Source organism: Luteimonas sp. A537, assembly GCF_054052065.1.
On record NZ_JBSVRH010000003.1, the window covers coordinates 506,169 to 528,180 of the forward strand.

Annotated in this window: 20 protein-coding genes; 15 read left to right on the forward strand and 5 right to left on the reverse strand. The window is 69.3% G+C overall.

Features of this window, described 5'->3' with window-relative positions:
• Positions 1–97: 97 nt before the first annotated feature.
• Genes hemW through rph form a run of 3 tightly spaced genes read right to left on the reverse strand, consistent with a single transcriptional unit; the run spans position 98 to position 2,581 of the window.
• A complete protein-coding gene (gene hemW, locus ACW7GZ_RS09950; RefSeq protein WP_457005377.1) occupies positions 98–1,249 on the reverse strand; it encodes a radical SAM family heme chaperone HemW in 1,152 nt (383 codons plus the stop codon).
• Positions 1,250–1,252: 3 nt separating this feature from the next.
• Positions 1,253–1,846, reverse strand: coding sequence for an RdgB/HAM1 family non-canonical purine NTP pyrophosphatase (gene rdgB / locus ACW7GZ_RS09955; protein ID WP_457005375.1), 594 nt, complete (start codon positions 1,844–1,846; stop codon positions 1,253–1,255).
• Between the two features lie 3 nt (positions 1,847–1,849).
• Entirely contained in the window at positions 1,850–2,581 is a 732-nt protein-coding gene (gene rph, locus ACW7GZ_RS09960) for a ribonuclease PH (RefSeq protein ID WP_457005373.1), read from the reverse strand.
• Positions 2,582–2,644: 63 nt separating this feature from the next.
• On the opposite strand from rph, the gene ACW7GZ_RS09965 reads away from it, so the two are divergent.
• The 9 genes from ACW7GZ_RS09965 to ACW7GZ_RS10005 all read left to right on the forward strand — a co-directional run bounded on the left by ACW7GZ_RS09965 (position 2,645) and on the right by ACW7GZ_RS10005 (position 12,258).
• Positions 2,645–3,505, forward strand: coding sequence for a YicC/YloC family endoribonuclease (locus tag ACW7GZ_RS09965; protein ID WP_457005371.1), 861 nt, complete (start codon positions 2,645–2,647; stop codon positions 3,503–3,505).
• Positions 3,506–3,515: 10 nt separating this feature from the next.
• Complete coding sequence (gmk, locus tag ACW7GZ_RS09970) at positions 3,516–4,133, forward strand: guanylate kinase (protein WP_457005454.1); 618 nt, start codon at positions 3,516–3,518, stop codon at positions 4,131–4,133.
• Between the two features lie 120 nt (positions 4,134–4,253).
• Positions 4,254–4,556 (forward strand): DNA-directed RNA polymerase subunit omega, encoded by a 303-nt coding sequence (gene rpoZ / locus ACW7GZ_RS09975; protein WP_457005369.1) that lies wholly within the window; start codon positions 4,254–4,256, stop codon positions 4,554–4,556.
• Positions 4,557–4,717: 161 nt separating this feature from the next.
• Positions 4,718–6,874, forward strand: a complete 2,157-nt coding sequence (locus ACW7GZ_RS09980; protein WP_457005367.1) for a RelA/SpoT family protein — start codon at positions 4,718–4,720, stop codon at positions 6,872–6,874.
• 74 nt (positions 6,875–6,948) lie between these two features.
• Complete coding sequence (locus ACW7GZ_RS09985; RefSeq protein WP_457005366.1) at positions 6,949–7,332, forward strand: RidA family protein; 384 nt, start codon at positions 6,949–6,951, stop codon at positions 7,330–7,332.
• Between the two features lie 3 nt (positions 7,333–7,335).
• The gene (gene recG, locus ACW7GZ_RS09990; RefSeq protein WP_457009005.1) at positions 7,336–9,453 is read left to right on the forward strand and encodes an ATP-dependent DNA helicase RecG; all 2,118 of its coding nucleotides are present in this window, start codon (positions 7,336–7,338) and stop codon (positions 9,451–9,453) included.
• Positions 9,454–9,470: 17 nt separating this feature from the next.
• Complete coding sequence (locus ACW7GZ_RS09995) at positions 9,471–10,403, forward strand: nucleoside hydrolase (RefSeq protein WP_457009007.1); 933 nt, start codon at positions 9,471–9,473, stop codon at positions 10,401–10,403.
• 66 nt (positions 10,404–10,469) lie between these two features.
• Positions 10,470–10,712 carry a type B 50S ribosomal protein L31 gene (locus ACW7GZ_RS10000; protein ID WP_343254709.1) on the forward strand — a complete coding sequence of 81 codons (243 nt, stop codon included), beginning with the start codon at positions 10,470–10,472 and terminating at the stop codon, positions 10,710–10,712.
• Positions 10,713–10,983: 271 nt separating this feature from the next.
• On the forward strand, positions 10,984–12,258 hold the full coding sequence (locus ACW7GZ_RS10005) for a citrate synthase (protein ID WP_457005451.1): 1,275 nt from the start codon (positions 10,984–10,986) through the stop codon (positions 12,256–12,258).
• Positions 12,259–12,443: 185 nt separating this feature from the next.
• On the opposite strand, the gene ACW7GZ_RS10010 is transcribed toward ACW7GZ_RS10005, so the two are convergent.
• Both ACW7GZ_RS10010 and ACW7GZ_RS10015 read right to left on the reverse strand, forming a co-directional pair.
• Positions 12,444–13,121 (reverse strand): hypothetical protein, encoded by a 678-nt coding sequence (locus ACW7GZ_RS10010; protein WP_457009009.1) that lies wholly within the window; start codon positions 13,119–13,121, stop codon positions 12,444–12,446.
• 45 nt (positions 13,122–13,166) lie between these two features.
• A complete protein-coding gene (locus tag ACW7GZ_RS10015; protein ID WP_457009011.1) occupies positions 13,167–15,647 on the reverse strand; it encodes a penicillin-binding protein 1A in 2,481 nt (826 codons plus the stop codon).
• 244 nt (positions 15,648–15,891) lie between these two features.
• Here ACW7GZ_RS10015 and ACW7GZ_RS10020 point away from each other — a divergent pair, with 244 nt between their 5' ends.
• The 6 genes from ACW7GZ_RS10020 to ACW7GZ_RS10045 all read left to right on the forward strand — a co-directional run bounded on the left by ACW7GZ_RS10020 (position 15,892) and on the right by ACW7GZ_RS10045 (position 22,006).
• Positions 15,892–16,950, forward strand: a complete 1,059-nt coding sequence (locus tag ACW7GZ_RS10020) for a pilus assembly protein PilM (RefSeq protein ID WP_457009013.1) — start codon at positions 15,892–15,894, stop codon at positions 16,948–16,950.
• Positions 16,950–17,708 (forward strand): PilN domain-containing protein, encoded by a 759-nt coding sequence (locus ACW7GZ_RS10025; RefSeq protein ID WP_457005356.1) that lies wholly within the window; start codon positions 16,950–16,952, stop codon positions 17,706–17,708. Before ACW7GZ_RS10020 ends, ACW7GZ_RS10025 begins: the two co-directional genes overlap by 1 nt.
• A gap of 11 nt (positions 17,709–17,719) precedes the next feature.
• Entirely contained in the window at positions 17,720–18,376 is a 657-nt protein-coding gene (locus ACW7GZ_RS10030; protein ID WP_457005449.1) for a type 4a pilus biogenesis protein PilO, read from the forward strand.
• Between the two features lie 7 nt (positions 18,377–18,383).
• The gene (locus ACW7GZ_RS10035; RefSeq protein ID WP_457005447.1) at positions 18,384–18,917 is read left to right on the forward strand and encodes a pilus assembly protein PilP; all 534 of its coding nucleotides are present in this window, start codon (positions 18,384–18,386) and stop codon (positions 18,915–18,917) included.
• A 14-nt stretch (positions 18,918–18,931) separates the two neighbouring features.
• Positions 18,932–20,875 (forward strand): type IV pilus secretin PilQ, encoded by a 1,944-nt coding sequence (locus ACW7GZ_RS10040; RefSeq protein WP_457009015.1) that lies wholly within the window; start codon positions 18,932–18,934, stop codon positions 20,873–20,875.
• Between the two features lie 138 nt (positions 20,876–21,013).
• Positions 21,014–22,006, forward strand: coding sequence for an AAA family ATPase (locus tag ACW7GZ_RS10045; protein WP_457005352.1), 993 nt, complete (start codon positions 21,014–21,016; stop codon positions 22,004–22,006).
• The last annotated feature ends 6 nt before the right edge of the window (positions 22,007–22,012 follow it).

The window sequence follows — 22,012 nt, forward strand, 5'->3', positions numbered from 1 at the left end:
GTTCGCTGGTTCCCCTGTGGGTTTCATATCACGGGCATCGAGTGACGGCCAGCACGGAAAGCGCAGGCCCGCGCGGCCACCCGGGCGCAGGTCGGCGTCAGGCCAGGAAGAGCGAGACCACGTCGTTGCCCAAGCGCCGCCCGAGGATGGTCGGGACCACGCGATCGCCATCGATCCGGAGCCAGTCGCGAGCCACTGCTTCATCAAGTTCGGCCGCGATCGCCGTGCGCGGCAGGCCGGTGCGTGCCTCGAAGTCGCCCAGGGCGAAACCTTCGTGCAGGCGCAGCGCATTGAGCATGTATTCGAAGGGCAGGCGCGCGGTCTCGACGTCCTCGTCGCCGCCCAGGGCGGCGGCGGTGCCGGCGACGCCCATCCACGCCGTGGGGTGCTTGAGCTTCCAGCGCCGGCGCACCGTCTGCGTTGCCCCAAGGCTGATCTTGCCGTGCGCGCCGGCGCCGATGCCGAGGTAGTCGCCGAAGCGCCAGTAGTTGAGGTTGTGCGCGCACTGCCGGCCGGGGCGCGCGTAGGCGCTGACTTCGTAGTGCTCGAAACCGGCTTCGGCCAGCATCGCCTGGCAGTGCTCCTGCATGTCCCAGGCGGCGTCCTCGTCCGGGATCGCGTCGGGCGGGCGCGCGGCGAACAGGGTGTTGGGCTCCAGCGTGAGCTGGTAATGCGAGACGTGCGCGGGCTGCAGCGCGAAGGCGCGCTCGAGGTCGCGCGCGGCGCCGGCCAGGTCCTGGCCCGGTAGCGCGTACATGAGGTCGACGTTGATGTTGTCGTAGCCGGCGTCCTGGGCCAGCTTCACGGCGGCGTCGGCCTCGCGGCTGTCGTGGATGCGCCCCAGGCGCTGGAGGCAGCCGTCGTCGAAGCTCTGGATGCCGAAGCTGAGCCGGTTCACGCCGGCGGCGAGGTAACCCTCGAAGCGCCCGTGCTCGGCGGTGCCGGGATTGGTCTCCAGCGTGATCTCGCAGCCGGGCGCGAAGCGCAGCCGCGCGCTGGCCTGCTGCAGGAAATCGTCGATGGCATCCGCCGGGAACAGCGAGGGCGTGCCGCCGCCGAAGAACACGCTGTGCACGGTGCGGCCCCAGGCCAGCGGCAGGTCGTGCTCGAGGTCGGCGATCAGCGCCTGCACGTAGCCGGCGAAGGGCAGGGCGCCGCGCTGTTCGTGCGAGTTGAAGTCGCAATAGGGGCATTTGCGCACGCACCAGGGCAGGTGCACGTACAGCGACAGCGGCGGCGGCACCAGCATGGCCTAGGCCAGTTCGTGCAGGCGCGCGCGCAGCGCGGCCAGGGCGCGGCCGCGGTGGCTGGTCGCGTTCTTGCGCGCGGCCGGCAGCTCGGCGGCGGTCAGGCCGCTGTCGGGATCCAGGAACAGCGGGTCGTAGCCGAAGCCGCCGTCGCCGCGCGGCGCGCGCAGGATGCGGCCGCGCCAGCTGCCCTCGACGACCAGCGGCCGCGGGTCGGTGGCGTGGCGCAACAGGACGATGCAGCAGTGGAAACTGGCGCTGCGGGCGTCGTCGGGCACGCCGTCGAGTTCATGCAGCAGGCGCTCGATGTTGCGCGCGGCGTTGCCGCCCTCGCCGGCGTAGCGCGCCGAATACAGGCCGGGCGCGCCGTCGAGCGCGTCCACGCACAGGCCGGAGTCATCGCCCAGCGCCGGCAGGCCGGTGGCCTGCGCCGCGTTGCGGGCCTTCAGCAGGGCGTTCTCGACGAAGCTGAGCCCGGTCTCATCGATATCCACGACGCCGAGCTCCGACTGCGCGCGCAGCCTGAAGCCCGCCTCGCCGAGCAGCTCGCGCAGTTCGACCAGCTTGCCGGCGTTGCCGCTGGCCAGCACCAGGTCCATGGCTCAGCCCGCGGCCAGCGCGGCCTGCTGGGCCGCGAACAGCTCGCTGCAGCCCTTGGCGGCCAGCTCCAGCATCGCGTCCAGCTCGTCGCGACGGAAGGCGTGGCCTTCGGCCGTGCCCTGCAGCTCGATGAAGCCGCCGCCGTCGTTCATCACCACGTTCATGTCGGTGTCGCAGTCGCTGTCCTCGGCGTAGTCGAGGTCGAGCACCGGCACGCCGCCGTGGATCCCGACCGAGACCGCGGCCACCGCGCCGTGGACCGGGTCGCGCTTGATGTCGCCGCGCGCCTGCAGCCAGCGCGTCGCGTCGACCAGGGCCACGTAGGCGCCGGTGATCGCGGCGGTGCGGGTGCCGCCGTCGGCCTGCAGCACGTCGCAGTCAAGGGTGATGGTGCGCTCGCCCAGGGCGTCGCGGTTCACGCAGGCGCGCAGGCTGCGCCCGATCAGGCGCTGGATCTCCAGGGTGCGCCCGCCCTGCTTGCCGCGCGAGGCCTCGCGGTCGTTGCGGGTGTGGGTGGCGCGCGGAAGCATGCCGTATTCGGCGGTGACCCAGCCGGTGCCCTTGCCGCGCAGGAAGCCGGGCACGCGGTTCTCGACGCTGGCGGTGCACAGCACGCGGGTTTCGCCGAAGGCGACCAGCACCGAGCCCTCGGCGTGGCGGGTATAGCCGCGCTGGATGCGCACTTCGCGCATCTGGCCGGCCGTGCGGCCGCTGGGGCGTGGGGTCTGGGACATGTCGATTACCGCTGGAATGGCGCGCGAGTTTACCATCGGCACCCCGATCCCCTGGATGCCGGCATGATCCGCAGCATGACCGCCTACGCGTCTGGCGAGCGCACAACCCCCTGGGGCACGCTTGCCTGCGAGCTGCGTGCGGTCAACCACCGCTTCCTCGAGATCGGCATGCGCGCGCCCGATGAACTGCGCGCGCTGGAGCCGCAGCTGCGCGAGCGGATCTCGGCCCGGGTCGCGCGGGGCAAGCTCGACCTGTCGCTGCGCCTGCGCCCCGCCGAGGGCGCGGCTTCGCTGCACGTCGACGATGCGCTGCTCGGCCAGCTGTCCGCGATCGCGCAGGACGCCGGCGCGCGCTTCCCCGGGCTGCGCACCCAGTTCGTCGACCTCCTCCAGTTCCCGGGCGTGCTGCGTTCCGCCGCGCCGGAGCCGGAAGCGCTGCAGGCGGAGCTGCTGGCGCTGCTCGACCAGGTGCTTGGCGAGTTCATCGCCGCGCGCGAGCGCGAGGGCGGCAAGCTGGTGGCAAACATGCTCGAACGCGTCGACGGCATCGAAGCGCGCGCGGCGGAGGTCCGGACGCTTGTGCCGCTGATCCGCGCCGGGCAGCGCACCAAGCTCGAGGCGCGCCTGGCCGACCTTGCGCAGGCGGCGGATCCGGGTCGCGTCGAACAGGAGCTGGTGCTGGCGCTGCAGAAGCTCGACGTCGACGAGGAGCTCGATCGCCTCGACAGCCACGTCGCCGAGATCCGTCGCGTGCTCGGCCAGCCCGAGCCCGCCGGCCGCCGCCTCGACTTCCTGCTGCAGGAGTTCAATCGCGAGGCCAACACCCTGGGTTCGAAGTCGGTCGATGCCCGCACCACCAACATCGCGGTGGAGCTGAAGGTGCTGATCGACCAGGTCCGCGAACAGGTGCAGAACATTGAGTAGCGACGCCCCGATGCGCGGGACCCTGTTCATGGTCGCGGCGCCGTCGGGCGCCGGGAAGTCGAGCATCGTCAACGCCTGCCTTGCGCGCGACCCGAACATCAGCCTGTCGGTCTCGTTCACCTCGCGCGCGCCGCGCCCGGGCGAGCGCCAAGGCGAGCATTACCACTTCGTCGACGACGCGGAATTCCAGCGGATGATCGATGCCGGCGATTTCTTCGAACATGCCCGCGTCCACGGCGACTGGAAGGGCACCGCGCGGCAGTCGGTCGATCCGCAGCTGGCGGCGGGCCGCGACGTGCTGCTGGAGATCGACTGGCAGGGCGCGCGCCAGGTGCGCGCCGCGGTTCCGGACTCGGTAGGTGTGTTCATCCTGCCGCCCTCGCGCGCCGCGCTCGACCAGCGCATGCGCAAGCGCGGCCAGGACAGCGAGGAGGTCATGGCCCGGCGCCTGGCGGCCGCGCGCGAGGAAATGTCGCACTACGGCGAGTTCGACTTCGTCATCGTCAACGAGGACTTCGACACCGCGGTGGCCGAGATGTGCGCGGTGTTCAGCGCCAGCCGCCTGCGGCGCGAGGCGCAGGCGCGACGCCACCAAGCGCTCATCCGCGCCCTGCTGGCGGGGGAGTGACCCGGCCCGCCCCGCAAGTCACTGATTTTCATTGCGCGTTACTTGTTTCTGCAAGTTGCGTGGGGTATCATTTCCGGTTCCTTACACCGCATCGACGGCCCGCCGGCCGCCCGGAGATTTATGGCCCGCATCACCGTTGAGGATTGCCTCCAGGTCATCGACAACCGCTTCGAGCTGGTCATGATGGCCGCCAAGCGCGCCCGCCAGCTTGCCAATGGCGTCGATTCGCAGCTCGACAACAGCGAGAACGACGACAAGCCGACCGTGCTGGCGCTGCGTGAAATCGCCGCCCGCCGCATCGATGCCGACTACGTCGAAGCGGTCGAGAAGTCCGAGCGCGAGCGCCGCGAGCGCGAAGCGCTGGAATGGGCTGCCGCCGAGGTGGTTGCCGACGACGAGCTCGGCAAGGGCGACGACGCCTGAGCCACCCGCGCGCGCCGACAGGTGCGTTGCCGCAGCACCCGCGCTGTCGCATTGACGGCCCCGCCCTGGCGGGGCCGTTCGCGTTTTGCCAAACGAAGTCGCCTGGCCGGGAGCGGAGGCGCTCCATTGCCGGCCCGCAGGCGCGCGCGTACGCTCGCTGCATGAACGCAGCTGAACTTGCGCTGGTCACCGTGCCGGTCCCCGGGGATGAGGAGATCCCGGGGTACATGCGTGCGCTCGAGGCCGCCGCCGCCTATCTCCCGGCCGAGCAGATGCGGCTGCTGCGTCGCGCCTGGGCGGTTGGTGCCGCGGCGCACGCCGGCCAGGTGCGGAAGTCCGGCGAACCCTACATCACCCATCCGGTGGCGGTGGCCGGCGTGCTGGCCGAGCAGAAGGTCGACCTCGAGACCCTGGTCGCAGCGATCCTGCACGACACCATCGAAGACACCCCACTGACCCGCGTCGCCCTTGCCAGCGAGTTCGGTGAATCGGTGGCGGAACTGGTCGAAGGCGTCACCAAGCTCGACAAGCTGCATTTCGCCAGCCGCCGCGAGGCCGACGCCGAAAGCTTCCGCAAGATGATGCTGGCGATGGCGCGCGACCTGCGGGTGATCCTGATCAAGCTCGCCGACCGTCTGCACAACATGCGCACGCTCGGCGCGCAGTCGGGCGAGGCGCGGGCACGCATCGCCCGCGAGACGCTGGAGGTCTACGCACCAATCGCGCAGCGCCTGGGCATGAACCTGATCAAGTCGGAGTTGCAGGACCTGGGCTTCCGCGCGCTGTATCCCATGCGGCACCGGATCCTCGACAAGCGGATCCGCACCCAACCGCAGCTGCGTCGCGAGGCGATGGCCAAGATCGAGGCCCAGTTGGCGCAGCGGCTGACCAAGGAAGGGTTGAACTACCGGCTGGTGAGCCGGGTGAAGTCGCCCTGGAGCATCTACAACAAGATGCGCGCCGAAGCCAAGACCTTCGCCCAGGTGATCGACGTCTTCGGCTTCCGGCTGATTCTTGGCACGGTCCCCGACTGCTACCACGCGCTCGGCGTGGCGCACTCGGTATACAAGCCGGTCGACGGCCGCTTCCGCGACTTCATCGCCATCCCCAAGGCCAACGGTTACCAGTCCCTGCATACGGTGTTGTTCGGACCGTACGGCTCGCCGATCGAGGTCCAGATCCGTACCGAGGAAATGGACCTGATCGCCGAACGCGGCATCGCCGCGCACTGGGCCTACAAGCACGGTGGCGGTGGTCCCAACAGCGCCCAGCAGCGTGCGCACGCGTGGATCTCCGGGCTGCTGGAGTCGCAGAGCGGCACCGGTTCGTCGCTGGAGTTCCTGGAAAACGTCAAGGTCGACCTGTTCCCCGACGAGGTTTACCTGTTCACGCCCAAGGGCGAAATCATGTCGATGCCGCGCAACGCGACCGCGGTGGACTTCGCCTATGCCGTGCACACCGATGTCGGCAACCAGGCCGTGGCCGCGCGGGTGGACCGCAAGCTGGTGCCGTTGCGCACGCGCCTGGTCAGCGGGCAGACGGTCGAGGTGGTGACCGCGAAGTCGTCATTGCCGCGGCCGCAGTGGCTGGAGTTCGTGGTCACCGGCAAGGCGCGCACGGCGATCCGGCAGCAGCTCAAGCAGCTCGAGCACGAGGATGCCGTGCAGCTTGGCCATCGCATGCTCGACAGCGCGCTCGAGGATCTCGACAGCTCGCTCGAGCGCCTGCCGCCGGCCCAGCTCGAGGCCTACCTGGCCGAACACCGGTATCCGCGGCTGGAAGCGCTGCTGGCCGATGTCGCGCTTGGCAACCGGATGCCGGCGCACGTGGCGCAGTCGCTCAGCCACAAGGATCCCGCAAGCGCGCGCGCGCACCGCGAGGACCGCATCCTGATCACCGGTGCCGAACGCGGCGTGGTGACTTTCGCCAACTGCTGCATGCCGATCCCGGGCGACGACATCATGGGTTACCACACCGCCGGGCGCGGCGTGATGGTGCATCGGATCGAGTGCCCGAACGTGGCCGAGTACCGCAAGTCGCCCGAACGCTGGGTCGACATCGGCTGGGACCGCGAGGTTACCGGCGACTACAACGTCGCGCTGCGCTTCCAGGTCGAGAACCGCCCCGGCGTGCTGGCCCAGGTGGCGGCGGCGGTGGCCAAGGCCGACTCCAACATCGATGCGGTGGAGTACCTGGAGCGCGATACCAACGTCTCGGTGATCCAGTTCGCCATCGAAGTGCGCGACCGCACCCACCTGGCCGACGTGATCCGCAAGGTGCGCAGGCTCGGCGTGGTCCATGGCGTACAGCGCCAGTAGGCCTGCGCTCGATGGCGGTGGGCGCCTGCCGCGGTCATAATCGGCGGCCACGTACAGTCGCAAGGATGTCGCGCATGCCCAGGCAACCCGTCCGCACCGGCGATGCACCCGCCGCGATCGGCCCGTATTCGCAGGCCGTGCGCGCCGGCAATACCGTCTTCGTGTCGGGCCAGATCCCGCTGGATCCAGCCACCGGCGAGCTGGTGCCCGGCGATCTCGCCGCCCACGCGCGCCGCGCCTTCGACAACCTGCGCGCGGTCTGCCAGGCCGGCGGTGGTTCGCTCGACGACGTCGCCCGCGTCGGCCTGTACCTGACCGACCTGTCGCAGTTCGCGGTGGTCAACGCCGTGATGGCCGAGTACTTCACCGAACCGTATCCCGCGCGTTCGACCATCGAAGTGTCGGCGCTGCCCAAGGGCGCGCAGTTCGAGGTCGACGCGGTGATGGTCCTCGACTGAGGCGTGGCCGCGCGGCGCACGCCGGGTACGCCGGCGCCCGGACTGGCGCCGGCCGGTGCGACCGCACTGTCCACGCTTGCCGGCGTGGGGCCGAAGATCGCTGAAAAGCTCGCCGCGCGTGGCCTGGAAACCCTCCAGGACCTCTGGCTGCAGCTACCGCGTGGCTATGAGGACCGCACCGCGTTGACGCCGTTCCGCCTGCTGCAGCCTGGCGTCGCGGCGCAGGTCGAGGGCCGGGTCGAGGCCGTCGAACGGGGGTTCCGCTACCGGCCGCTGCTGCGCGTTGCGCTCTGCGACGATTCGCACGCGACGCTGGTGCTGCGCTTCTTCCATTTCCGCGCCGTGCAGGCCGCGCAGTTCCAGCCCGGCGTGCGCGTGCGCGCCTATGGCACGCCGCGGCCGGGACAGCGCGGGCTGGAAATCGTGCATCCCAGCTACAGCCTGCTCGATGACGCTGACGATGCCGGACTCGGCGATCGCCTCGATCCCGTCTATCCCGCGGTGGAGGGCATCGGTCCGGCAACGATGAAGCGCCTGATCGCGCAGGCGCTCGACCGCCTCCCGGGCGACGACGTGCTGGAGTTGCTGCCCCCGGGGCTGCTGCGCGCGCACCGCCTGCCGGCGCTGCGCGAGGCGCTGCTCACCGTGCACCGGCCCCCGCACGACGCAGATGTCGATGCGCTGATCGCAGGGACCCATCCGGCGCAGCGGCGGCTGGCGTTCGAGGAACTGCTCGCGCACCACCTCAGCATGCGCAGCCAGCGCCTCGCCCGCCAGGCCCATGCGGCCACGCCGCTTGCCGATGCACGCCTGGCCGAGCGCCTGCGCGCTGGTCTGCCGTTTGCGCTCACCGGCGCGCAGGAGCGCGTGCTGGCCGAAGTACGCGCGGACCTTGCGCGGCCGGTGCCGATGCTGCGCCTGGTACAGGGCGACGTCGGCTCGGGCAAGACCGTGGTCGCGGCGATGGCGGCGCTGATGGCGGTGGCCGATGGCCGCCAGGCGGCGCTGATGGCACCCACCGAGTTGCTCGCCGAACAGCATCTCGGCAACCTGCGTGGCTGGCTCGAACCCCTGGGCGTCGAGATCGCGTGGCTGGCGGGCAAGGTCACCGGTCGAGCGCGCGGCCGCGCACTGGCCGCGGTTGCCGACGGCGGCGCGCAGGTGGTGGTCGGGACCCATGCGCTGATGCAGCAGGCGGTGGCGTTCCACGACCTGGCGCTGGCGATCGTGGATGAGCAGCATCGCTTCGGCGTCCACCAGCGCCTGGCGCTCCGCGACAAGGGCGGCGAGGGCGGTCGCGTGCCACACCAGCTGGTGATGACCGCGACCCCGATCCCGCGGACGCTCGCGATGGCCGCCTACGCCGACCTGGACGTGTCCGCCATCGACGAGCTGCCGCCCGGGCGCACGCCGGTGCAGACCGTGGTCATGGCCGAGGGCCGTCGCCCGGAGCTGATCGAACGCATCCGCGTCGCCTGCGCGGAAGGCCGCCAGGCCTACTGGGTGTGCACGATCATCGACGAGTCCGACGAAGTGGTCGCGCAGGCCGCGCAGGCGACGTTCGAAGGGCTGTCGGCCGCGCTTCCCGGGCTGCGCGTGGGCCTGGTGCACGGGCGCATGAAGGCTGCCGAGAAGCAGGCCGCGATGCGCGCGTTCAAGGATGGCGAATGCGACTTGCTGGTGGCGACCACGGTGATCGAGGTCGGCGTGGACGTGCCCAACGCCTCGCTGATGGTGATCGAGAACGCCGAGCGCCTCGGGCTCGCGCAGCTGCACCAGCTGCGCGGGCGGGTGGGGCGGGGCAGCGAAGCCTCCAGCTGCGTCCTGCTCTACCAGGCACCGCTGTCGCGCACCGCGCGCGAGCGCCTGGCGACCATGCGCGAAACCGGCGACGGCTTCGTCATCGCCGAAAAGGACCTGGAGCTGCGCGGTCCCGGCGAACTGCTGGGCACGCGCCAGACCGGATTGGCCACGTTCCGCGTCGCCGACCTCGCGCGCGACGCGGGCATGCTGCCGCTGGTGCACGCGCTTGGCGAAGGGCTGCTGCACGACCATCCGGCGGTGGCCGCGCGCCTGGTCGCGCGCTGGGTTGGCGGCGCGGCCCGGTACGCCTCGGCCTGATCGGGGATAATCCGGCGATGGACGAACGCATTCCGCTGTTGATCGATACCGACCCGGGCGTCGATGACGCACTGGCCCTGCTGATGGCCTTCGCCGATCCGCGGCACGAGGTCGTGGGCCTGACCATCGCCGCCGGCAACGTCGGCCTCGGGCACACCGTCGCCAATGCCCTGAAGCTGTGCGAGGTGCTGGGTCGCGACGACGTGCCGGTGTTCGCCGGCTGCGACCACCCGCTGCTGCACCCCTCGCCGGATGCCGCCAACGTGCACGGCCGCGACGGCTTCGGCGACGCCGGCCTGGCTCCGGCCACGCGCGGCGCCGAGTCGCGCCACGCCGCCGAGGCCATCATCGAGCTCTCGCACCGGCATGCCGGCCGCCTGCTGCTGGTGGCACTCGGGCCGCTGACCAACGTCGCGCTGGCGCTGCGCCTGGACCCGACGCTGCCTTCGCGCGTGGCGCGGCTGGTGGTGATGGGCGGCGCGGTCACCGGGCACGGCAACATCACGCCATCGGCCGAATTCAACGTGTTCTTTGATCCGGAGGCGGCGCACATCGTGTTCGGCGCTTTCGAGCGTTTCGACCTCTGCGACTGGGAGGCGACCATGGCCCATGGCTTCCTCCACGCCGACGTCGAGCGCTGGCTGGCGGCGCCGGGTCCGGTCGCCGCGTTCTACGAGGCCGTGTCGCGGCATACCCGCCTGTGGTCTGCCGACGCCCGCGGCGAGCGCTGGCACTCCGCCGATTCGCTGGCCATGGCCATGGCGCTGCGCCCCGACGGCGTGCGTGAAGCGCAGGAGCGACCGATCGAAGTCGTGCTGGGGCATTCAGCCGCCCGTGGAGCGACGCTGGTGGACTGGCAGCGCCAGCTGGGGCGCCCGGACCGGGCGCGGATCCTGCTCCGTTACGACCAGGTGGCCTACGAGGCGCAGGTGCGCGATTGCCTCGCTTGAAGGCTTGCGGGCGGTTCTGCTGCCGGCTATAATGCCGCTCTTCCCTCGATCACTCTGGTGCCCGCCATGAAGGCCGACATCCACCCCGAATACCGCGACGTCGTCTTTCAGGACGTGACCTCGGACTTCAAGATCCTCACCCGTTCCACGCTCTCCAGCAAAGAGACCGTGAAGTGGGAGGATGGCAATGAATATCCGCTGGTCAAGATCGAAGTCTCCTCGGCTTCGCATCCGTTCTACACCGGCCAGAACAAGCTGATGGACACCAGCGGTCGCGTCGACAAGTTCCGCAAGCGCTACGCCAAGTAAGCGCCTGCCATCGCGCACGCCCGACGGCCGCCGAAAGGTGGCCGTCGTCGTTTCCGGCGCACGCCCGCGCGCGGAGGGCAGACGCAGCATCCCGGCGATCACCGGCCGCATGGATACGGCGGCGCACGTTGCTATGCGATAATTGCCGCATCGCGTCAAAGCCGCGATCCGCCTGATTCCCCGACCGCCTGCCGCACCGCGCCGGCGTGGGACGCCAAGAAGGAGTGCGAGAGTGTCCGCCAACCAGAACACGGCCGGCAGCGAGCCGTCCATCGCCACCGTCCAGGTCGACGGTGCATCCGTCGAGCTGCCGGTCATCAAGCCAACGCTCGGCAACGAGTGCATCGACATCGCGAAGCTGCCCAAGGCCACCGGGCGCTTCACCTACGATTCCGGCTTCACCGCGACTGCCAGCTGCAAGTCCGCCATCACCTATATCGACGGCGACGAGGGCGTGCTGCTGTACCGCGGCTACCCGATCGAACAGCTGGCCGAGCACTCGAACTTCCTCGAGGTCGCCTACCTGCTGATGAACGGCGAACTGCCGGACCAGGCCGAAATGGCCGCGTTCGACCACGACGTCACCCATCACACGATGATGCACGAGGCGTTCAAGAGCTTCATCGGTGGTTTCCGCCACGACGCCCATCCGATGGCGATGCTGGTCGGCATGCTCGGTTCGATGGCGAGCTTCTACCACAACGACCTCGACTACGACGATCCCGCGCAGCGCCGCCTGGCCGGCATCCGCCTGATCGCGAAGCTGCCGACCATAGCGGCTGCGTGCTACCGCTATTCCATGGGTTGGCCGGCGAACTATCCGCGCAACGACCTCGGCTACGTCGAGCGCTTCCTGCACATGATGTTCGAGCTGCCCAGCGGTCCGCTGGAGCTGTCGCCGGTCGCGGCGAAGGCGATGGACCTGCTCTTCATCCTGCACGCCGACCACGAGCAGAACGCGTCCACCTCGACCGTGCGCCTGGTCGGTTCCACCGGCGCCAATCCGTACGCGTGCATCGCCGCCGGCGTCGCCGCGCTGTGGGGGCCCGCGCATGGCGGTGCCAACGAGGCCGTGCTGAAGATGCTCGCCGAGATCGGCGACGTGAAGAACGTGCAGTCGGCCGTCGACCGCGCCAAGGACAAGGAGTCCGGGTTCCGCCTGATGGGCTTCGGCCACCGCGTCTACAAGAACTTCGACCCGCGCGCCCGGATCATCCGCGAGATGACCCACAAGGTGCTGGGCGAACTCGGCATCGACGACCCGATGCTCGAAGTCGCGATGCGCCTGGAAGAGGCCGCGCTGAAGGACGACTACTTCGTGCAGCGCAAGCTGTACCCGAACGTCGATTTCTACAGCGGCATCATCTACAAGGCGCTGAAGATCCCGACCGAGATGTTCACGGTGATGTTCGCCATCGCGCGCACCGCCGGCTGGGTCTCGCACTGGCTGGAACAGCAGACCGATCCCGAGTTCAAGATCGGCCGCCCGCGCCAGGTCTATACCGGCGCGGCATCGCGCGACTACGTGGCCACCGCGAAGCGCTGACCGGTTCGCCAGTCGGCCGTGCCAGGAACGCCCCGCATCCGCGGGGCGTTCCGCGTTTCCGGGCAGGGAATTCCGACATGGATCCGGTCGGCGGCGGATGGTGCGCCATGGCGCCGGCACGGGAGCTCGAAGTGCGCACGGGCATCGTCACGGCCATGCAGCCTTGCCGCGCAAGCGCTTCCGCGTCATCGCCGGGCGGCAGTGGGTCCGACGCCGGCGCCGGTGCCGACGCCGGCGACGACGTCGTCCGCGGCAAGCAGCTCCTGCAGCTGGGCACGCGAGGCGCGTGGCATTGGCCGTTCATCAATGCCCGACAGCGGCGCCTGGCGCAGCGTGTCCAATGGCAACACGGTCAGGTCGAATGCCAGGCCGTCGGCGTTGAATGTCCAGACCGGTGCATCGCAGTCGCGCGCCCGGTCCAGGCGGATGCGGCGCGAGCCCGCCTCGGCCGGAATGCCGGCGTCGGCCAGGAAGCGCGTGACCTCGTCGGCGTCATCGATGTGCAGGTGCAGGGACACGGCCGTGTGCTGGTCGGCGGTGCCGTCGAGCACGCGGCCGACCAGGCGCGGCTGGAACGGCCCGAAGAAGTCGAGCGCCTGCAGTGCCGCGTCGCGGCGCGTGCGCAACGTGACGGCCTGTGCATCGCCCAGGAACAGGCGCTGGTACTCGCGAAGCGCATCTTCGATCTCGCGGTTCCGCGGCAGCGAGGCGTCGTCGTGGATGCCCAGGCGGTCGGCGGCCTTGCGCTTGGCCTGGTGGTAGTCGCGGATGCCGCCTTCGGCCATCAGCCTGGCGGCTTCGTTGGCGAGCCTGTGGCGGCGTTCGCGGGTGTTTCGCTCGGCGTGTTGTCGGGCGCGGCGCATGCATCGACCTCCGTGCTGGCCCGGCAAGCCTAGCGGATACACATGTCAGAAGATGTCGAAGGCTTCCTCGGCGGGCATCTCGTCATCAAAGTCGTCGAAGGTCGATTCCATGCGCTCGAGATCCTCGGCCTTCACCCATTCGGTGATCCCGTCCTCGCCGGCGGGCAACAGGCGCCCGCTGGCGCTGACCGACACCTTTACCATGCCCTCGGGCGGCTCGTTGGCCGCGATCGGCACGCCGTCGAGCGCTGCGCGCATGTAGTCGATCCAGATCGGCAGCGCCGAGCGGCCGCCGTATTCGCGGCTGCCCAGCGAGCGGTTGTCGTCGCGGCCCACCCAGACCACGGTGACCAGGTTGCCGCCGAAGCCGGAGAACCAGGCGTCGCGGTGGTCGTTGGTGGAGCCGGTCTTGCCGCCGACATCCTCGCGGCCCAGCACCTTGGCCTGGGTGCCGGTGCCGCGCTGGACCACGTCGCGCATCATCGACACCAGCTGGTAGGCGACGCGCGGGTCGATCGCGCGCGGCGCGACCACGGCATCCGGACCGGGCGCCTGCGCGGGCTCTTCGGTGCTGGTGTCCGCAACCACTTCAGGGGCCGGCAGCGACGGGCCGAGGTTGAAGCCGTCGACGACCGTGGACGGCACTCCCGGCCTGCCACCGGTGCCGCAGCTGCGGCAGGCCACCGCCGGGTTCTCCTTGAAGATCACCTGGCCGTCGCGATCGCGGACCTCGTCGATGTACCAGGGCGTGACCAGGAATCCGCCGTTGGCGAAGACGCTGTAGCCGCGTGCGATGTCCATCGGTGCGAGCGACGGCGTGCCCAGCGAGATCGACAGGTTGGGCGGCAGCTCGGATTCGTCAAAGCCCATGTGGCTGATGTAGCGGCGTGCGTAATCCACGCCGATGGCATCGAGCAGGCGCACCGAAACCAGGTTGCGCGAACGCACCAGTGCTTCGCGCAGGCGCATCGGGCCGACGAACCTGCCGTCGTCGTTCTGCGGCCTCCAGTCCTGGCCGCGACGCATTCGGAACACCACCGGCGCGTCGGGGACGATGGATGCCGGGTTGAAACCGCGCTCGAAGGCGGCGGCGTAGATGAAGGGCTTGAAGCTCGAGCCCGGCTGGCGCCGCGCCTGCGTCGCGCGGTTGAACTTCTGTCCGGCGAAGCTGAAGCCGCCGACCAGCGCCCGCAGCGCGCCGCTGTCCGGCTCCAGCGACACCAGCGTCGCCTGGGCGCGCGGCAGCTGGTCAAGCTGCCACGTCGGTTTGGCGTCCGCCGCCGGTGGCTCGCCGTCCTTGCCTTTGGGTTCGATGCGGCGCACGCGCGTGAGGTCGCCGCGCGTGAGGAGCGCGGCCGGGTTGCGACCGGTCCAGCGGCTCGAAGCGGCATCCAGCGTGACCACGGTGGCATCGGCCAGCACCACGTCGGCGGTGCCGCCGTCGGCGCGCAGCACCACTGCCGGCAGGAGCCCTCCCTGCGCGAAGATCCCGCGCAGGCGCGCGGCGGCCGTCGCGGCGTCCTCGTCGTCGGCAAGTTCGAAGGTCTGCTCGACCTTGGACCAGCCATGGCGATGGTCGTACGCCGAAAGCCCACTGCGCACCGACTGGTCTGCGGCGGCCTGCTTTACCGGGTCGATGGTCGTGGTGACGTGGTAACCACGGGTCAGCACGTCGCCGCCGTAGCGCGCGATCATTTCCTGGCGGACCATCTCGGCAACGTAGGGCGCGTAGACCTCGACCGGACGCTCGTGCGGACGCGCGTGCATTTCCACGGCCTGCGCCGCGGTCGCCTGGGCGCGGGTGATGAAACCCAGGTCGGCCATGCGCTCGAGCACGTAGTCGCGACGGATCTGCGCGCGCTCGGGGTTGGAGATCGGGTTGCCGCTGGACGGGAACTTGGGAATCGCCGCTAGCGCGGCGACCTCGTCGAGATCGAGCTCGGACAGCTGCTTGCCGTAGTAGAACTCGGCGGCGGCGGCGATGCCGTAGGCGCGGTTGCCGAAGAAACTCTTGTTGAGGTAGAGCTCGAAGATCTCGTCCTTGCTGAGCTCGCGCTCCATCTTCATCGCGAGCAGCATTTCCTCGAACTTGCGCGTGTAGCTGACCTCGGGGCTGAGGTAGAACTGCCGCGCCACCTGCTGGGTGATGGTCGAGCCGCCCGGCACGCCTTCCTTCGAACCGGTCTTGGCGATCAGCCAGATGGCGCGCGCCACGCCCTTGTAGTCGACGCCGTCGTGTTCGTAGAAGCGGTTGTCCTCGATCGCGATGAAGGCCTGCTTGATCGCCTCCGGAACCTCTGCGATGTCGACCGGGTAGCGCCGCATCTCGCCGAACAGCGCCATCAGGCGGCCGTCGTTGGCGTAGACGTACATCGGCTCCTGCAGTTCGATGTTGCGCAGGCTGTCGACTTCGGGCAGGCGCGAGGACACGACGTAGTAGAGTGTGCCCGCCGCGAGCAGGCCGAGGACGGTAGCAAGTGCGGCCAGCAGCAGCAGCCAGCGAAACAGACGACGAAAGCGTGACATCGGATTGATCCTGGGCCGTATCGGGGCTTGGCGGGCCGTGGAGAGTCGCGCAGTATATATATGGTTGGGCCGGGCGGCCGCGAGGCGCACTGTCCAGAGGGGTGACGTTCTACGTCAAGACGTGACCGAACGCGCAGTGCGACACGCTTTGGCGTGCCGCTTATTGCCATTCGGTAAAAACTCCGTTATTTAATGCACCGGGGCACGAAGCGCACGTAAGCGCCCGTGACATGGGGAGAAAAGCGTGGGGCTCATCACAAAAAGCCAGGCACCGCTGGTCGGGGTCGATATCAGCTCGACAGCGGTGAAGCTGTTGCAGCTGTCGCGGTCGGGCGACCGTTATCGGGTCGAGCACTACGCCGTCGAGCCGCTGCCACCGAATGCGGTGGTCGAGAAGGGCATCGTCGAGGTCGAGGCCGTCGGCGAGGCGATCCGCCGCGCGATGGCGCGTTCGGGCAGCAAGGCCAAGCATGCGGCCGCGGCCGTTGCGGGCTCCGCCGTCATCATCAAGCTGATCCCGATGCCGGCCGACCTCGACGAGGAGGAAATGGAGTCTCAGGTCGAGCTTGAGGCGGTCAACTACATTCCGTACCCGATCGAAGAAGTGAACCTTGATTTCGAGGTGCTTGGTCCGATGCCGGGCAACACCGAGATGGTGCAGGTGATGCTGGCCGCGTCGCGTTCGGAAAGCGTGGAGATGCGCGCTTCCGCCCTCGAACTCGGTGGCCTTGCCGCCAAGGTCATGGACGTCGAGGCCTTCGCGATCGAGAACGCCTTCGCGCTGCTGGCCAACACGCTCAGCGTGCCGCGCGAGGGCATCGTCGCCCTGGTCGACGTCGGCGCGACCATGACCACGCTCAGCATCCTGCGCAACGACCGCAGCCTGTACACCCGCGAGCAGGTGTTCGGCGGCAAGCAGCTCACCGACGAGGTCATGCGCCGCTACGGCCTTTCCTACGAGGAAGCCGGACTGGCCAAGCGCCAGGGCGGGCTGCCGGAAAGCTACGAGGTCGAGGTGCTGGAGCCGTTCAAGGAGGCGCTGGTCCAGCAGATCAGCCGCCTGCTGCAGTTCTTCTACGCCGGCAGCGAGTTCAACCGCGTCGACCAGGTGGTGCTGGCCGGGGGCTGCGCCTCCATCGCCGGCATCTCCGAGATGGTCGAAGAGCAGCTTGGCGTGCAGACCGTGGTCGCCAACCCGCTTGCGCAGATGACCCTGGGTCCGCGCGTGCAGGCCCATGCGCTGGCGCAGGATGCGCCCGCCCTGATGATCGCCTGCGGACTGGCCCTGAGGAGCTTCGACTGATGGCCCGCATCAACCTCCTGCCGTGGCGCGCCGAACGCCGCAAGCAGCGACAGAAGGAATTCGGCGTCATGCTGGCCTTCGCCGCGCTGGCCGGCGTGCTGCTCTGGTTCCTGGTCAACGGGTATTACAACGCCCAGATCGACGGCCAGAACACGCGCAACGCCTACCTGCAGGACCAGATCAAGCAGGTCGAAGAGCGCATCACCGAGATCGACGAGCTCGACCGGCAGAAGGCGCGCCTGCTGGCGCGCAAGGAAGTGATCGAGCAACTGCAGGCCAACCGCTCGCAGATGGTCCACCTGTTCGACTCGCTGGTGCGCACCATTCCCGACGGCGTGGTCCTGACCGCGATCAAGCAGGTCGGCGAGAAGCTGACGCTGGAAGGTCGCTCGCAGTCCAATGCGCGCGTCAGCACCTACATGCGCAACCTCGAGGGCTCGGGCTGGATGACCAAGCCGGACCTCTCGATCATCGAGGCCCGCGACGGCGTGGCCGGCCTGCCCTACGCCTTCACCCTGGCCGTGGAGCTTGCCAACCCCAACGCGCCGAAGGACGAAGACGGCGACGGCATCCCGGATGCGGTTCCGCCGGTCGATTCCGCGGACGCCGCGGCGCCTGCCGGCGTCGCCGCCGATCCGGCGCCGGACGCCGCTGGAGCTGCCGGTGCCGCGCCCGCCGCGAATGCCGAACCCGCCGTCGAGGCCCCCGCGGACGCTGAAGACGCCGTGCCGGCCGCTGAAGAAGGAGCCGCATCGTGAGCAAGCGCAAGATGTCGCTCAAGGAACTTGATTTCAACAATATCGGTTCCTGGCCGCGCGAGTACAAGATCGGCTTCTGCGCGATCGTTGGCCTGTTGATCTTTGGCCTGGCGTGGTGGGTGTTCACCCGTGAAAAGGGCGACCAGCTCGAAGGCCTGGAGCGCACCGAGTCCGACCTGCGCGCCGAGTTCGAGACCAAGCAGGGCCGCGCCGCCAACCTCGAGCCGCTCAAGCTCCAGTTGGTGCAGATGGAACAGCAGCTGCAGCAGATGCTGCGCCAGCTGCCCAGCCGCACCGAGATGCCCGACCTCATCGTCGACATCTCGCAGACCGCGCTGGCCACCGGCATCCAGAACGAACTCTTCCAGCCCGGTCCGGAAACGCCCAAGGAGTTCTACGCCGAGAAGCCGATCGCGCTGCGCATGGTCGGCACGTACCACCAGTTCGGCGCCTTCGTCAGCGGCGTGGCCTCGCTGCCGCGCGTGGTGATCATGACCATGCACGACATCCAGCTGCGCCCGCGTGGTGCCGACAAGGATCCGCGCGCCGGCATCCGCGCCAACTCGCCGCTCGAGCTTGCCGGCACGGTGAAGACCTATCGCTACCTGGACGAGGAAGAGGCCGCTGCCCAGGAAGCCGCGGCCGCTGCAGCCGGGGGGAGCCGCTGACATGCGCATGACATCCAACGCCATCCGCGGGCTGGCCCTGGTCGCGGCCATCGCCGCACTGGCCGGCTGCGGCCGCGGCATCACCAGCGAACCCGGCGGCGCGCCGAACCTGGAGGAGTGGGCCGCCAACGTCCGCGCCCGTCCGGCGCCACCGCTTGATCCACTGCCGGTGATGCAGCAGTTCGAGACCTTCGAATACGCGGCACAGGGCATGCGCGATCCGTTCAGCGCCGCCTTCACCAACGAAGGTGGTGGCAGCGGGCCGCGGCCCGACTCCAACCGCCGCAAGCAGACGCTCGAGCAGTTCCCGCTCGACAGCCTCGACATGGTCGGGTCGCTGGGCGCGGGCAACAGTTTGACGGCGCTGGTGATGGCGCCCGACAAGGTCACCTACCGGGTCGGCCCGGGTGTGTACATGGGCCAGAACGACGGCCGCGTCACCAGCGTTACCGATGACCGCATCGAACTCGTGGAACTCGTGCCCGATGGCTCGGGTGGCTGGCTGGAACGGCCGGCCTCGATCGCGCTCGAAGACAATTGATTAGGGGAAGCCAGATGACGTTCACCAACGCGCAACGCCGTTCGCCCACCCAGCGGGCACTTCCGCTCCGGGCAGGCGCCTGCGGACTCCTCGCCGGCCTGCTTGGCGCCTTCGGAACGGTCAGCGCCGCTCCCAACCCGGGCGTGCCCGTGGCCAGCTTCGCCCAGTCGTCCGTGGCGGCGACGGATCCGGCAAAGCAGGTCCCGGCCGAAGTGGCCGTGGCCGACATCGACTTCAAGCGCGGCGACGGCGGCGCGGGGCGGCTCGTGCTCCGCTTCGACGGCGAAGGTGCCGCCCCGGACCTGCGTACCGAAGGCGGCTCCGTGATCATCAACGTCGGCAATGCGTCCCTGCCGGCCTCGCTGCAGCGGCCGCTGAACGTCACCGACTTCGCGACCCCGGTGCAGCGGATCGACGCCAACCAAGGCGCCAAGGGCACCCAGATCGTGCTCAGCACGCAGGGTGCGTTCGAACCGCTGGCCTACCAGACCGGCCGCGACTACATCGTCGAGATCGTGCCGCGCGCCGAAGCACCGGACCGCGCCGTGGGCGCAGCCGCCGCCAACACCGTGGCGGCCACCGGCCAGGTCGTCGCGGCCCAGGCCGCGCAGGGCGAGACCCGCGCGTACCGCGGCCGTCCGGTCACGTTCAACTTCCAGGACGTGCCGGTGCGCACCGTGCTGCAGCTGATCGCCGAGCTGTCCGACCTCAACATCGTCGCCAGCGACAACGTCACCGGCAACGTCACCCTGCGCCTGATCAACGTGCCGTGGGACCAGGCGCTGGACATCGTCCTGCAGGCCAAGTCGTTGGACAAGCGCCGCAACGGCAACGTGGTCTGGGTGGCGCCGCAGTCGGAAATCGCGAAGTTCGAGCAGGACATCGCCAATGCCCGCATCGCGCTGGAGAACAGCGCGGAAATGGTCACCGAGTACATTCCGATTTCCTATGGCAGCGCTGAAGACATCGCCAAGCTGCTGACCGACGAGAGCAAGAGCAGCCAGGGCGGCGGCGGTGGGCAAGCCAATTCCAGCCGCGGCTTCCTGTCGCCGCGCGGCAGCCTGAGCTTCGATCGCCGGACCAATACGCTGCTGGTGATCGATATTCCGGATCGCGTGCGGGAAATCCAGAACCTGGTCGACGAGCTGGACAAGCCGGTGGACCAGGTGGTGATCGAGTCGCGGATCGTGATCGCGAACGAGTCGTTTGCGCGGGACCTGGGCGCGCGCTTCGGCGTCCGCGGCGTCAAGGATCGTCTTATCGGCTCGGGTTCTCTGCAGGCCAACCAAGGCCTGATCCAGTCGGCGGCAGAGGCCGAGCCGGGCGATCTCATCGAATGGGGCTCGCCTTCGCTCAACAACGATTTCAGCATCCGCAACCTCAATCCGGGCTCGATCGCCTTCACGATCCTGGGCAACACTATTGACTGGGATCTGGAGTTGCAGGCGCTGCAGCAGGAGCAGCGTGGTGAAGTGGTATCCAACCCGCGCGTGGTTACCAGCAACCAGCGCGAGGCGGTCATCCGCCAGGGCCGCGAGGTCGGCTATCTGACGGTGACCGGCGGCCAGAGCAACAACGTGCCGACAGTGCAGTTCAAGGAAGCGCTGCTGGAACTGAAGGTTACGCCGACCATCACGGCCGACGGCCGCGTGTTCCTGACCCTTGCGGTCAAGAAGGACGAGATCGAGGACTACACCGAGATCACCGGCTTCGGCTCGATCCCGAACCTGGCCAAGCGCGAGGTCACCACCGCGGTCCTGATCGAGGACGGCCAGACCGTTGTCATCGGTGGCGTGTACGAGTTCAGCGACCGCAACTCGGTGTCCAAGGTTCCGTTCCTCGGCGACCTGCCCATCCTGGGCAACCTGTTCAAGACCAAAAGCCGCTCCAAGGCCAAGGCCGAGCTGCTGATCTTCGTGACCCCGCGCGTGCTGCGCGTGGCGCCGCGCGGATACTGATCCCGCAAGGCCAGGTGTGACCCACGACGGGGCCCTTGCGGCCCCGTCGTCGTTCCAGTGACCAGTGGCGCTTGAACCAAGTCGCCCGGTTGGGGTCAAACTGGTCCCGGCGCAGCCCGCGTCGCAGACCGGCTTCAAATGGAAACGACCAGCGACGAAAGTGTCCGCCTCCACGGCCTTTTCTCCAGCCTCCGCGACGCGCTCGCCGAAGAGATCATCGGCCAGGCGGCGCTTGTCGAGCGCCTGCTGATCGCGCTGCTCGCAGACGGCCACCTGCTTGTGGAAGGCGCGCCCGGGCTGGCCAAGACCAGCGCCATCCGCGCGCTGGCCGCGCGCGTTGAAGCCGACTTCGCCCGCGTCCAGTTCACCCCCGACCTGTTGCCCGGCGACCTGACCGGGACCGAGGTCTGGCGGCCGCAGGACGGCCGCTTCGAGTTCCTGCCGGGGCCGGTGTTCCACTCGCTGCTGCTGGCCGACGAGGTCAACCGCGCGCCCGCCAAGGTGCAGTCGGCGCTGCTCGAGGCCATGGGCGAGCGGCAGGTGACCGTGGGCCGCCAGACCTATGCGCTGCCACCGCTGTTCCTGGTCATGGCGACCCAGAACCCGATCGAGCAGGAAGGCACCTTCCCGCTGCCGGAAGCCCAGCTTGACCGTTTCCTGATGCATGTCCGCGTCGGCTATCCGGAAGCGGACGCCGAGACCGCGATCCTGCGCCTGGCGCGCGAGCGCGCGATTGCGACGCTGGAGGCGCCGTCGGTTCCCGCCGAACGCATCTCGCAAGCCGATGTGATGGCCGCGCGCTCCGCCGTGCTGGCGCTGCACATGGCGCCAGCGGTCGAGCGCTACCTGGTCGAGATCGTGCTGGCTTCGCGCGACGCTGCGCGCTACGACGAAACACTTGCACCGCGCATCGCCTGGGGTGCCAGCCCCCGCGGCTCGATCGCGCTGGAGCGCTGCGCGCGCGCCCACGCCTGGCTTGCGGGGCGTGACTTCGTGACCCCGGACGACGTGCGCGCGGTCGCGCCCGATGTCCTTCGCCACCGCGTGCTGCCGAGCTACGAGGCCACCGCCGAGGGCTGGGACGGGGAGCGCCTGGTGCAGGCGCTGCTGGCGCAGGTGCCGTTGCCGTGATCGGAG

Coding starts and splice junctions, on each gene's coding strand:
- hemW (WP_457005377.1), bottom strand. CDS start 1,249: ATGCTGGTGCCGCCGCCGCTGTCGCTGTACGTGCACCTGCCCTGGTGC.
- rdgB (WP_457005375.1), bottom strand. CDS start 1,846: ATGGACCTGGTGCTGGCCAGCGGCAACGCCGGCAAGCTGGTCGAACTG.
- rph (WP_457005373.1), bottom strand. CDS start 2,581: ATGTCCCAGACCCCACGCCCCAGCGGCCGCACGGCCGGCCAGATGCGC.
- ACW7GZ_RS09965 (WP_457005371.1), top strand. CDS start 2,645: ATGATCCGCAGCATGACCGCCTACGCGTCTGGCGAGCGCACAACCCCC.
- gmk (WP_457005454.1), top strand. CDS start 3,516: ATGCGCGGGACCCTGTTCATGGTCGCGGCGCCGTCGGGCGCCGGGAAG.
- rpoZ (WP_457005369.1), top strand. CDS start 4,254: ATGGCCCGCATCACCGTTGAGGATTGCCTCCAGGTCATCGACAACCGC.
- ACW7GZ_RS09980 (WP_457005367.1), top strand. CDS start 4,718: ATGAACGCAGCTGAACTTGCGCTGGTCACCGTGCCGGTCCCCGGGGAT.
- ACW7GZ_RS09985 (WP_457005366.1), top strand. CDS start 6,949: ATGCCCAGGCAACCCGTCCGCACCGGCGATGCACCCGCCGCGATCGGC.
- ACW7GZ_RS09995 (WP_457009007.1), top strand. CDS start 9,471: ATGGACGAACGCATTCCGCTGTTGATCGATACCGACCCGGGCGTCGAT.
- ACW7GZ_RS10000 (WP_343254709.1), top strand. CDS start 10,470: ATGAAGGCCGACATCCACCCCGAATACCGCGACGTCGTCTTTCAGGAC.
- ACW7GZ_RS10010 (WP_457009009.1), bottom strand. CDS start 13,121: ATGCGCCGCGCCCGACAACACGCCGAGCGAAACACCCGCGAACGCCGC.
- ACW7GZ_RS10015 (WP_457009011.1), bottom strand. CDS start 15,647: ATGTCACGCTTTCGTCGTCTGTTTCGCTGGCTGCTGCTGCTGGCCGCA.
- ACW7GZ_RS10025 (WP_457005356.1), top strand. CDS start 16,950: ATGGCCCGCATCAACCTCCTGCCGTGGCGCGCCGAACGCCGCAAGCAG.
- ACW7GZ_RS10030 (WP_457005449.1), top strand. CDS start 17,720: ATGTCGCTCAAGGAACTTGATTTCAACAATATCGGTTCCTGGCCGCGC.
- ACW7GZ_RS10035 (WP_457005447.1), top strand. CDS start 18,384: ATGACATCCAACGCCATCCGCGGGCTGGCCCTGGTCGCGGCCATCGCC.
- ACW7GZ_RS10040 (WP_457009015.1), top strand. CDS start 18,932: ATGACGTTCACCAACGCGCAACGCCGTTCGCCCACCCAGCGGGCACTT.
- ACW7GZ_RS10045 (WP_457005352.1), top strand. CDS start 21,014: ATGGAAACGACCAGCGACGAAAGTGTCCGCCTCCACGGCCTTTTCTCC.